This is a genomic window from Robinsoniella sp., from assembly GCF_034124845.1.
The window spans coordinates 1-11,884 of record NZ_JAWYAJ010000188.1; the positions used below are offsets into that span (position 1 = coordinate 1).

9 protein-coding genes are annotated in these 11,884 nt (G+C 41.2%); 2 read left to right on the forward strand and 7 right to left on the reverse strand.

Features of this window, described 5'->3' with window-relative positions; translation table 11 throughout:
- The first annotated feature begins 83 nt into the window (after positions 1 to 83).
- Positions 84 to 2,243, forward strand: a complete 2,160-nt coding sequence (locus tag ACH2DQ_RS08710) for a trehalase family glycosidase (protein ID WP_394911553.1) — start codon at positions 84 to 86, stop codon at positions 2,241 to 2,243.
- A gap of 54 nt (positions 2,244 to 2,297) precedes the next feature.
- Positions 2,298 to 3,524 (forward strand): hypothetical protein, encoded by a 1,227-nt coding sequence (locus ACH2DQ_RS08715; protein WP_394911554.1) that lies wholly within the window; start codon positions 2,298 to 2,300, stop codon positions 3,522 to 3,524.
- Between the two features lie 86 nt (positions 3,525 to 3,610).
- On the opposite strand, the gene ACH2DQ_RS08720 is transcribed toward ACH2DQ_RS08715, so the two are convergent.
- The 7 genes from ACH2DQ_RS08720 to ACH2DQ_RS08750 all read right to left on the reverse strand — a co-directional run.
- On the reverse strand, positions 3,611 to 5,308 hold the full coding sequence (locus tag ACH2DQ_RS08720; RefSeq protein ID WP_394911555.1) for an amylo-alpha-1,6-glucosidase: 1,698 nt from the start codon (positions 5,306 to 5,308) through the stop codon (positions 3,611 to 3,613).
- Between the two features lie 102 nt (positions 5,309 to 5,410).
- Positions 5,411 to 6,244 carry a carbohydrate ABC transporter permease gene (locus ACH2DQ_RS08725; RefSeq protein ID WP_394911556.1) on the reverse strand — a complete coding sequence of 278 codons (834 nt, stop codon included), beginning with the start codon at positions 6,242 to 6,244 and terminating at the stop codon, positions 5,411 to 5,413.
- An 11-nt stretch (positions 6,245 to 6,255) separates the two neighbouring features.
- Positions 6,256 to 7,146, reverse strand: coding sequence for a carbohydrate ABC transporter permease (locus ACH2DQ_RS08730; protein WP_395026404.1), 891 nt, complete (start codon positions 7,144 to 7,146; stop codon positions 6,256 to 6,258).
- A 38-nt stretch (positions 7,147 to 7,184) separates the two neighbouring features.
- A complete protein-coding gene (locus ACH2DQ_RS08735) occupies positions 7,185 to 8,543 on the reverse strand; it encodes an ABC transporter substrate-binding protein (protein ID WP_394911558.1) in 1,359 nt (452 codons plus the stop codon).
- A gap of 179 nt (positions 8,544 to 8,722) precedes the next feature.
- Positions 8,723 to 9,748 (reverse strand): LacI family DNA-binding transcriptional regulator, encoded by a 1,026-nt coding sequence (locus ACH2DQ_RS08740; RefSeq protein WP_394911559.1) that lies wholly within the window; start codon positions 9,746 to 9,748, stop codon positions 8,723 to 8,725.
- A 230-nt stretch (positions 9,749 to 9,978) separates the two neighbouring features.
- Positions 9,979 to 11,202: a sensor histidine kinase gene (locus ACH2DQ_RS08745; RefSeq protein WP_394911560.1), complete on the reverse strand. Its 1,224-nt coding sequence runs from the start codon at positions 11,200 to 11,202 to the stop codon at positions 9,979 to 9,981.
- Positions 11,199 to 11,884, reverse strand: a 686-nt coding sequence (locus tag ACH2DQ_RS08750) for a response regulator transcription factor (RefSeq protein ID WP_395026407.1), incomplete at its 5' end; no start/stop codon positions are given. The genes ACH2DQ_RS08750 and ACH2DQ_RS08745, both read right to left, overlap by 4 nt.

Genomic DNA, 11,884 nt, shown 5'->3' on the forward strand with positions numbered 1-11,884 from the left:
CTCGCGGCAGTCGCCAAATGGACGCGCCAGCGTGTCCGTTTGGCTCGTTGCCCGCGGGAATAAACGAAAAAAGGAGAAAAACTATGTGGAATACCTATTGTGCCGGAGAATTAAACTCCGTGCTCCATCTTCCCGATATGGCAAGTGTCCGCATCGGAATTTATGACTGCACACAAAAATTTCTACTGGATCGCATGCTTTGGAGGAATCAGGCGGATGAAGGGAACATGTATAAAAATGTGAAACGCTTTGGTTTGCATGCAGAAGACGGAAGTTATTTTGATATTGATCTAAATTATCAGGACTTTTCTTTCCGTCTGGAATTCGTATCAACAGGTGATTGTTTTGCCTACCGGGTTACACCGCTGCAAAAGAAAGAAAAAATTTACTTCTTTCTTTGTGCATCTATATTGTGGATGCACAAGGGATCTGTAGAAGTATTACAAGATGGCCTTTCCATCAGAAGCGAAAATAAGGACTATATGATTAAGACCAATGCTGCTTTTATTTCTCATGTAAAAGTCAATACCAGTCTGCCTGGAATACTGGTTGAATCAAACCAAGTATTTTATATCACTTGTAATATGAATACCGACCCCGATTTAATTGCCCTCCATCTGGATGCTGCACGCAGGCAATGTATCTCCAGTTCTGCGCATTCTGGAGGGTGGCTTGACGGCGTATCAGACGCATTACAAAAGGGGATGGGTTGGAATACCATCTATGACCACGTAAAAGAACGAATCTGCTCACCGGTATCCAGAGCCTGGTGTGTACAGAACGGAAAAGGATTCGGCTCTTATGTCCTTTTTGAATGGGATACTTTCTTTTCTGCTCTGATGGGTGCCACATACAGCCGAAAATTTCCACGCTGGCAGATTGATGCTATCTTTCAGGAAATGACATCAGATGGCATGATCCCGAACTTCGGCTCCGAAAGAGGCGGCAGTCCGGATCGTTCCCAGCCCCCGGTTGGCTCCTATTGCATTTTGAAGCTTTATCAGCAGTTCCAGGATAAGAATCTTTTGGAAAGGTATTACGAACCCCTGGTTCGCTGGAATAAATGGTGGTTTGAAAACCGGGACGGGAATCATGACGGGTTATTAGAATGGGGATCGAATCCGAATCCGAGCGGAACGGAACAGGGGTATTTTGATAATGGCAATACCATGGCATGTGCTATGTTTGAATCTGGTCTGGACAATAGTCCCATGTATGATCAAGTAGTATTTAACGAAAAAACAAATACGATGGAACTTGCGGATGTGGGGCTGAATTCCCTTTATGCTCTTGATTGTAAATGTCTTGCATTCATAAGCCGGGTTTGCGGCCGCCTAACCGAAGAAAAGTTATATCATGCTGAATTTGAACGCATGAAAGAATTAATGAACCAAAAAATGTACGATCCCAATGCGGGCATGTATTGTAATCTTCATTGGAACGGTGAGAAAGATTATCGTTTCTCCCCTACTAACTTTTATCCTCTGCTGGCTGGAATCCCGTCTGCCGGACAGGCGAAGGCAATGGTAAACGGTCACTTGCTAAATGAAAACGAATTCTGGGGAACATATGTCATACCCAGTATTTCAAAAAGCTGTTCCGCTTTTTCAGATCAGGACTATTGGCGCGGCAGAATCTGGGGACCCATGAATTTCCTCGTGTATGAGGGATTGAAACAATACAGTTGTCTGGAAGAATTTAACCGCATTGCTTATCTGTTTGCGGATAAAAGCCTGAAGTTATTTATGAATGAGTGGAATGAAGAAAGTCATATACACGAGAACTATAATTGTATTACCGGGGACGGGGATGACAAATTTAATGCAGACCCATTTTATACCTGGGGAGCACTTCTCGCCTATCTTCCCATGTGCGAACTGATTTATGTCCATCCTTACGGCGGAATAAGATTTGGCAATTTTTATGCACCCGCTTCCACAATTGAAGGCTTTCTTGTCGGCAGCAGTTCCTATGATCTGTGTACGAAAAATGGTTTCATGCTCAACAGGAATAACAAGCAGCTTATTGCATCTGATGAAATGATTATCATGGACCATTTCACACTGACGGAAGGGATTATTTCAGCTGTTGTAATTACTTCTAAAACCTGCTGCATTACGTTATATCCGCAGCCGGAAATCATACATTATACTCTGCGGTTGTCAAATGGAATGATTATTTTTGACGGTGCTCTGGATAAACAGATAACCTTTTCCCAATTAAATTCTGAAAATAGTTTCTGATTTTCAGAAATCACCTTTGATGATACCTAAATCTAGTAGAAAGGAGTTTTTGAAATGAATAAAGATATTTATATTTTACAGGAGCTTGGCAAACAATATGCACAATCTATGGCTGATCCAGTAAATGAAAAGAGGAAAAAACTACATACTGCCGTTAATGATCTGACCCCCATACGTCCCATTGTACTGATAAACGAGGTTCCCTGGAACGAATTTAACCATGAGAATGCGCTGAAACTTTCCTGCACAAACCCCTATCTGCGTTCTGTAGAACGCACCCTCCGTCAGATCCTCTACCAATGGAATCATTTTCCTGGAGATATGATACTTCCTGATTATTTTTCAGTTCCTAAAATTGTACACTCCAGCGGTATTGGCATAGATGTGGAAGAACATACCATTGCCACAGAATTAGAAAACCAGATTGTATCTCATGAATATTTTGATCATCTGGAAACGGTGGATCAGTTGGAACGTCTTCATTCTCCTGTCATTACCTATGATTACAGAGAGACCATCAGACAATTTGACTTATTATCTGATGTCTTCCAAGACACGCTTCCTGTACGCATGCAGGGTCTGGAGTATCATGTAGTCCCTTGGGACGATATTGTACGCTACCGGGGTGCTGCAAATCTTCTGATGGATCTTCTGGAAAGACCTGAATTTATGCATGCAATTATTGAGAAAATGACATCCATTGCTTTGGATACCATACGCCAATATGAGGAATTGAACCTCTTCGAACCTTCACAGCTTTCCATACACTGTACTTCCGCTCTTACATCAGATCTTCCCAAAAAAGACTTTGATCCAGATCATGTTCGAGCCCGTGATGTGTGGGGACGTGGAGCGGCTCAGATATTTGCAAGTGCGTCACCTGATATGCATAAAGAATTTGATATTAATTATATGATACGCTCCCTTGCACCTTTTGGCTTAAACTATTATGGATGCTGTGAACCGCTTCATACCAAAATAGATCTTGTAGAACAGATACCAAATCTCAGAAAAATATCTATCTCACCTTGGGCAGATATTGATATTGCTGCTGAAATAATTCAGCGTAAATACGTACTATCTGCAAAACCAAGTCCTTCTAACGTTGCTTCTTCACAATTGGATTTACAAGTGATACAAAAAGAACTGGCTCACTTAACAGGGGCATGCTCAAAAAATAACTGTTCTTATGAATTAATCTTAAAAGACATTAGTACAATTGGGCATAACCCGGAGAATCTAGTAAAATGGGAAAAATGTGCAATGGCTATGGTTAATTAAGTCAGAATTTTACTATCACATCCAAATTAAAATAGAGTCATGGAGATACTTTTTCCCTATGACTCTATTGTGGGATGACCTGACAGTTAAAGATCCAGATAATCTCTGATCAAGATCATAAATACACTTGCCGTCCAGGTAAACCCGGAATCTCTTAGACCATGTCCGTCAATGGCACTGTAGTTCTCAAAAAATCCCTCTGATGCACACATATCACAAAATCTTCTTGCATTTAATATTGCCTCTTCTTTTCGTCCATTTTCCATTAGGGCTTCCGTCATGATATAGGCAGTTGGCGGCCATATTGCCCCCCTCCAGTATCCGTCTTCCACAAAATAGGGACTGTCAATCGGTTCTGATGCTATGCCGTAGTCTGTTATAAAATTCTTTTCTTTCAGAAGTTCTTCCAGCATTCTTTCCCGTATCTCAGATGGAAGCTTTTCCCCAAGTATCAGCGGCACATACAGCAAAAGGGAATCGCATTCCACGGTTTTATTTTCCGGTACTTTGATCGCTTTCATATGATTATGTTCCACAAAAAGGGTTAACATTTTATCCAGCAACTCTTCACTTCTTTTCTTCCATGCATCTGCTTCCTCCATTCGTCCTAATTCTTTTGCGGTATCCGCCAGAAAATCCATCTGTATAATCAGCCACGCCGAAAGGTCAGGCGATTTTACCGGCACTCCAAGGCGAAAAGCGGTGCTGTTGTCCCATCCTGAATCATTTCCATGATGGTAGACCGGAATGCCGTCTACTGTACCTCTGTATTCAAACCACCATCTTGTAAACCGGACAACAGAATCATAAATTTTTGCAATGGTATCCATTCCGGGTTTTTGAATTTTGAACATTTTTTTCAGGATAAATCCCTGAACCGGAGGCTTTACAAAGGTACATACATATGCTCTTGCATGAAATGCATCCGGGTAGGAACCATCCTTTTCCTGCATTTCGGCTATCGCCAGAAATTGATCATACGCAAGATTTGGATCTTTATCCATCATGGCAAGGGCATTGAATGTATAATCCCAGCTCCAAACCATATTCATTTTATTTTTTGTCATTAACATTACCGGATATTTCACATATCCTTCCTGCTTAACGACACTGTGCCAGCTGATATATGCAGCCAATTCCATAGATTCCTTGTACTTATCAATGCCTGTATGAAAATGCTTTTTAAAATCTTCGAATGTCTCTTCTGCATTCTGCAGATTCTCTTTATAAGTTAGAGGCTCCGGTTTGCGGTAACTTAATCCTGCCAGCGTTAATTTCAGTTGGAATTCACCTGTATCATCGGGATGGATCAGCACTTTTATGTTTTCACATCTTGTACCTTCCTCGGACCACACGGAATCATCACTGATACATCCCCTGATCATTTCAATAATAACAGATGCATCATTTCCAGCTATTTCCCAGCTGCCTGTTTCATGGTGCATAACACGGTCACACATTAAACCGAACATTTTCGTCTTTGTAATCATAATACCCGTACTGCCCTTTACATGTACGGTATCTTCATTTTGAAAACACATTTGATAGCCCTTGCCGCCGGCGCTTACCTTTAGCTGGGCAGGCGTGGCTTCTATGTCGCCCACAACCGGCTCCCCCTCCTGATTCAGCATCACAATGGGGTATGTCTCCTGTTCATTAAACATGCCATAAAGGATGCGCAGCGCCAGATGATCCTGATAAATGCCTTCCCCATCTCTTGGGTAAGAAAATGCCAGATAAGATCCGTAGCAGCTGAATGGTACTGTATTGATATCGAATTTCATAAGTTGTCTGTCTCCTGTATTTGTATTGGCTTACTTATTTAGTATTACTTATTTGGTATTGCATATTTGGTATTGCTCATTTGGTATTGCTTATTTGTCTGATCATCCTTTCACCCCGGATGCCGCAATACTCTCCTGTACCTGTTCCTGCGCAAATGCATAAAGAATAATTCCCGGGAGCACAACTACCGTAAGTGCGGCAAAGAGCTTGGTATAATCATAAGAGAATGCTTCGTTGAAAAACTGCAGTGCCAGGGGTAAGGTCCTGTTTAAATCCGAGGAAGTAAGCAGGGAAGCATAAAAATACTCATTCCAGTTATTTAAGAACATCAATATTCCTGCCGTCGCCAGCCCGCTTTTAGCCAGCGGCAGATTAATTCTCCAGAATACAGTGAAGAATCCGGCCCCCTCAATCGCTGCTGCTTCATCCAGAGACTTCGGAATTGACATAAACGTAGATTTTAATATAAACATAGACATGGCAAGTCCGGCTGAGAGGTACACCAGAGCTACTCCCCAAATATTGTCGTATAAGTTTAAATTCATGATCAAAGAAAAGATCGGCTGTGCCTTGGACTGGGCCGGTACCAATAAGGTAATGGTAAACAGGGCAAAAATAAAATTTCTCCCGGGGAATTTATATTTAGCAATTACATATCCTCCCATAGCAAAAATAATAAGGGATAAACCGGTTGAAGTTATACAGATCAACAGTGAGTTTAACGCATATCTTAAGAAATTATATTTTTCAAATAAATAGCTAAATGCGTCAAAGCTAATACTGGTGGGCAGGGAAAAGGGACTCCCCAGGATCTGTGCATTGGTTTTAAATGCAGACATAATAACCCATATGATCGGAAATACAGAAACGATGATTGTAAAAATCAATATTCCATATTCAAATATCTTTACAAGAACTTTTTTTACCTGTTTCATGATTTCCCTCCTTAATATGCGCTTTCATTCATGTGAAATGCCCTGTTTACCAACGCCAGTATCAATAGTCCCAATAAAAACATGACCACACCGTTGGCATTGGCATAACCATATTTCATATCGCTGATTGATTTTACTAATATAATGGGAAGATTCATGGTGTCATCCCCCGGTCCTCCCGCCGTTGTCAGGGCGATCTGTTCATACATGGCTATTCGTGAAGTAATGGAGCAGATGATTCCCGTTCCTATCGCATTGCGGCAAAGGGGCAGATGAATTCTGGTAATGATCTGCCATTTGGAAGCTCCGTCTACCCGGGCTGCCTCGTTCAATTCCTCAGGTATTGCCATTAAGTCATTTAATACGACAAGGGTTACGATTACCGCATAAAACAGCCAGGTTAATGTTACCGCCCAAAAGGCATAGGGTGACTGATAAAACCACTGCACCCCAAAGTCGGGATCAAATTTACGGATGATATTATTTAAAATACCCATATCGTTATTAAAGATAAACTTATAGATCAATGCCCACGCTGCAGCGGATATAACATTTGGAATCATGAACACAGTTCTGGTTATCTTCCAGCCAAAAGGCTTTTGGAAAAGGATAAATGCTACCAGAACGCCAAACCCCACATGCATTGTACCGGCTATAATTGACCAGAGCAGCAGATTTTTTAATGCAATCCGGAAAGTATCACTACCAATCATCTGCTTGTAATTATCCAATCCGGTAAATACAGGGCTGTTAAAACCATCCCACTTTGTAAAGGAAGTTACAAATACCGTTACGATGGGCGAAAGATAAAAAAACAAAAATATAAGAATTGAAGGTAATAAAAATAAGTAAATCCATTTATAATTTCTTTTTTCCAATTTACTGACCTGTACTTTTTTCATTGGATGCTTCTCCTCCTACCCTGATTTTATGCTGCTGTCTACTTGGCCTCTTCTGCTTTCTTCGTTAATTCCCGGCAAAACTGTTCCGGTGTTAGAGACTGATCCGCTAATTTAGGCAGTAATTTGCCAAATTCAATATCAGCAACGGAAGAGGGCATAACATCATAGAGTGATACCGCATACTTTGTATTGTCGGTAATACTTGCAGATAGCTGGGATAAAATCGGTGTTTCTTCCTGTTTTTTCTTGAATTCTTCTGAATATGTAATCGAAGGTGCCACGCCTCCTTCTGCCAGCATCAACGCTTCAATCTCTTCCTGGGAATCCCGGAATTCCAAAAATGCACATGCCAGTTCTTTTTCTTCCTCAGATGCTGTATTCGCCACCCAGAATTCTCCATAGATCCTCGGATTTACCAGCGCAACGTCCCCAGGATAGATTGTTGCTTTTACATTTGCACCGTCAAATCCGTTGCTCCATTTGTCTTTGGATGCTTCCTCGAATTCTGAGGACATCCAGGAACCGTTACAGATAATGGCAGCATTATTACTCATAAATGCATTTGCGGCATCCGCATACGCCGCACCAATAGAATTAGAAGCAGCATTTGTCTGGAACAGTTTCTGCAATTCAGTTACTGCATTAAGAATAGCCGGATCTGTATAGTCATATAGTTTATCATCTGCATACTTTTGAATTAGTTCTATGCCGCCTTCCTGACTGGCTACCAGTGCTGAAAGCAGCAGCCCTGTTGTCCATCCATTATCCGCAGTCTGAAATGCAAACTTATTTTCTCCCAGTGACGCCAGAAATTCTTCCATAGACATATCCTTTATATCTTTCTCTCCCTGGTATAAACTGCTGTTATAAAATAGTCCTACCGGCTTCAGAACTGCAATTGGCATACAGACTACTTTCCCATCCACCGTGCAATAATCGACTGATTCCGGTACCAAGTTCTTTTTTGTATCCGGATGGCTGTCCAAAAATTCACTTAAATCATATGCCATATCATTGGCTACCGCCACATCTTTGAACCACTGCACATCGATTCCGCCTGACCCGGCTGAATGTATCAATGCCGGAAGCTTCTTTTGCTGTGCCAGCTGTTTAATCTTTTCTGCATAAGATGCCTGGGGTACCTCCTCAATGTTAATCTTATATTTTCCTTCATATTTTTTATTAAACCGTTCTACTTCCGGCAGAAAAAACTTTGCTCCTACATTCTCTCCTGCCAGATAAGTAGGAATAGTGACTTCCACCACTTCACTTGACGCAGTTTTACTTTCCTGTGCTTTTCCGGATTCCTCCGGTTTACCTGTACTTCCACCACATCCTGACATTCCCAAAACAAGAGCTGCTGCTGTTATTACCGAGATTACTTTTTTGAATTTCATACCTATTTCCTCCTTAAATGTTTCTTTCATTCCATTACATTCAGTTGCATTTTATTGCATTTTTTCGAAAACGTTTTTGTAAATTTATATTTAAAAAGCAGGCATTTCTATTACCTACTTTAAAAATCTGCTTTTACCTATCTGCATATACATAACCGATGTGAAAATCCATGTCTATTTTATTTTTTAAGTCTTCTGACACTCTCCCGCTCCAATAGTGAATGCGGCACCGTTACGGTTTTTTCTGTTGCATTGCCTTTTAAAATAAGATCCAATAATTTTCCGGCTTCATAGCCTTTCTGCATTACATTCTGATCGATGGTTGTAATTTTGGGCTCCACATATCTTCCAAAACTGATCCCATCATAGCCTGTAACAGAAAAGTCTTCCGGTACGCTGTATCCGCAGTCACGAATTGCCCTTGCAACTCCAAAGGCTGTGATATCACTCATACAGAGAAATACCGTTCCTGCCTCCTTCCCTTTCTTTAATAACAATTCTTTCGTTTTCTCATATGCCTGAGTCTCGATAAAATTAGAATCCAGAACGGGAACTTCCCGAATATCCATATTATTTTTCTTAAGTGCTTTACAAAATCCACGATAACGCAGCTTAGCTACCATTGCCTGTTTTCTGCCGTACACCAGTATCAGCCTTTTATGATTTCTGTCTATTACGTACTGGGTTATTTCCTCAAATGCTTTTTCATCATCCGTGATCACACTTCCGATCTGCTCCCCTTCCACCCGGATATCTACTGTAACACAAGGTATCTTGGAATCACAAATGTTTTCCACATATTTATCCGTGACTTTTAATCCGAATAATAGCGCTCCTGATAAACTGAATTCCCTGCAAAACTCTTCAAACCCTTTTATCTTTTGATCTTCTGAGCTAATAGCATAAGTTGCAATGGATAACTGATGCTGATTCATATACGTATATGCCCCTTTAATAAGAGCCATAGTAAAATCATCTGTCTGCTTCTCGTCCAATAACCCGGAAGCTATCATAGCAACATTTTTATTATTTTTGGAAGAAAGATTCTTGGCACTTACATTTGGTGTGTAACCAAGCTCTGCTGAAATATCTTTGATTCTTTTCCTTGTCTTTTCACTGACATCCGTATATCCATTTAATGCCCTGGATACTGTACCGACGGAGACTCCTGCTATTTTTGCCACGTCTTTAATTGATGCTGCCATACTATCACCCTCCGCTTTCTTTCCCAAAAACGTTTTTGTTAAATCTGACTTAAGAATACGCTCTGTAAAGATAAAAGTCAACCTTTTTTGTATTTTTCCATTATATTCACAATAATTACATGTAAATTTTGTACATATCTAACAGAGGTTTTTCCAAATAAGCTCAAAAGCAATGCCACATACCAGAAGCCCTTACAGAACTTATCTTTTATTTTTGAACCACTGTCTGTCTATAAGATAATTGTGAAACAAGTTCCCGTAGTTTCCAGGCTCTCCGCCTGAATCCTTCCATGGTGATTTTCCGCAATTGTCTGAGCAATAGAAAGTCCCAGTCCGTATCCCCCTTGTTTCCTCGCTCTTGACTTATCTGAACGGTAAAAACGTTCAAATATATGTTCCAGATCTTCTTTTGGAATCACATCACCGGTATTGTTAACCTTCAGATAAACTTTATCCTGTTTCTTTTCCAGACACACACTGATTCTGCCGTTTTTTTTCACATATTTACAGGCGTTGTCCAGTAAAATAGCAATCAGCTGTTTGATCTGCCCTTCATCGCCTATGATATGAATCCCCGGTGTAATCTCTTCCTCTAATTCCACACTCCGTTCATATGCCAGCGATTCAAATGGCAGAATGCAGCTCCAGAGCGTATTGCTTAAATCAAATTCAGCAAATACCTTCGGGGTCTGTGCCATATCGGATCGGGCAAGAAAAAGCAGGTCATTTAACAATTCTTTCATCCGGGATGCCTCTTTCTTAGTATTTTCCAGCCACCGCTCCTGATCCCTGATCCGGTCCTCCCGGTGTGCCGACAATATATTCAGATTCGCCAGTATAACGGTAAGGGGGGTCTTTAATTCATGGGAAGCATCTGCAATAAACTGTCTCTGCTGCTGCCAGGCTTTTTCTACCGGTGTCAATGCCCACTTTGCAAGAAACAGACTGATTAGAAAGAAGGCCACAAGACCGCCGGCTAAAATCAGCGCCGATACCAGAAACAGATTCCTCATACCATTGATTTCCCGGCTGCAGTCCACAAATGCAATCTTTTCCCCATGAACCTGCTCCCGCCGTTCATAACGAAGCTGCTGGTTTATAAGGAATCCCCTTTCATGTCCGTCTTTTTGTGCCGCTTCTACTGCTTCTCTGGCGGAATCCCCGGTGATTCTTATACTGCTGTCATTGATATTTTCAATCTCCCCGTTTTCATTTAATTCCACCACAAATGCGGGTCCCATAATCATCGGACCTGCTTGTCTTCCAGGTCTAAAATCCACCCTGGGTTTTAGATTCCCGCCGATATCCTCTAAGGCATAATTTAATGCCATGCGGCTGTCCCTTTGATATTTCTGGTAATTGGTAAAACCAATGACCACCAGGACAGCCACCAAAATCAGTGTAACAAAAGACATATTTATTAAAATAAACTTCTTTCGCAGCTTTTTGATCATTCTCTATGTTCCTCCAGGCGGTATCCCACCTTACGCACCGTTCCGATACCCACCTTAGAGCCCAGAAAACACATCTTTTTACGTAAGAACGAAATATAGGCCTCCACACTATTGTCCTCCACATCAGATTCTGTTCCCCAGACTTTTGTAATTAAAATCTCTTTGGAAGTAATAATTCTTGGATTAGACATCAGGATTTTCATAATCTCAAACTCTTTGAACCCAAGGTGTACTGACTTTCCATTACACCACAAATCATTGGCTGAGAGTACCAGCGTCAGATCCGAAAAACAAATTTCTTCCAGAAGCACCTCACCCTGGCGCCTTGACAATGCCCTGATCCGTGCAAGTAATTCTTCCGGAACAAATGGTTTCGTCATATAGTCATCCGCTCCTCTGTCAAGTCCCGTAATCTTATCCCGCACATCATCCCGGGCAGTCAGCATAATAACAGGAGTTGCTATTTTTTTCGCCCGCATCTCCTTTACAATTTCAAAACCATTGAGTCCCGGAAGCATAACATCTAAAACTATGACGTCATACTGTCCGCTAAGTGCATATGCCAGACCATCATTTCCATCATAAACTACATCGGTAATATATTTTGCTTCTTCCATAATCTGCCCGAGAGCCTCTGCCAGCCGGACTTCATCTTCTACAATCAGTATTCGCAATTCACTTC

What these genes read in the sequence shown, in the direction of transcription:
- ACH2DQ_RS08745 (WP_394911560.1), bottom strand. Translation starts at nt 11,202, where the DNA reads ATGATCAAAAAGCTGCGAAAGAAGTTTATTTTAATAAATATGTCTTTT.
- ACH2DQ_RS08730 (WP_395026404.1), bottom strand. Translation starts at nt 7,146, where the DNA reads ATGAAAAAAGTACAGGTCAGTAAATTGGAAAAAAGAAATTATAAATGG.
- ACH2DQ_RS08725 (WP_394911556.1), bottom strand. Translation starts at nt 6,244, where the DNA reads ATGAAACAGGTAAAAAAAGTTCTTGTAAAGATATTTGAATATGGAATA.
- ACH2DQ_RS08710 (WP_394911553.1), top strand. Translation starts at nt 84, where the DNA reads ATGTGGAATACCTATTGTGCCGGAGAATTAAACTCCGTGCTCCATCTT.
- ACH2DQ_RS08720 (WP_394911555.1), bottom strand. Translation starts at nt 5,308, where the DNA reads ATGAAATTCGATATCAATACAGTACCATTCAGCTGCTACGGATCTTAT.
- ACH2DQ_RS08740 (WP_394911559.1), bottom strand. Translation starts at nt 9,748, where the DNA reads ATGGCAGCATCAATTAAAGACGTGGCAAAAATAGCAGGAGTCTCCGTC.
- ACH2DQ_RS08735 (WP_394911558.1), bottom strand. Translation starts at nt 8,543, where the DNA reads ATGAAATTCAAAAAAGTAATCTCGGTAATAACAGCAGCAGCTCTTGTT.
- ACH2DQ_RS08715 (WP_394911554.1), top strand. Translation starts at nt 2,298, where the DNA reads ATGAATAAAGATATTTATATTTTACAGGAGCTTGGCAAACAATATGCA.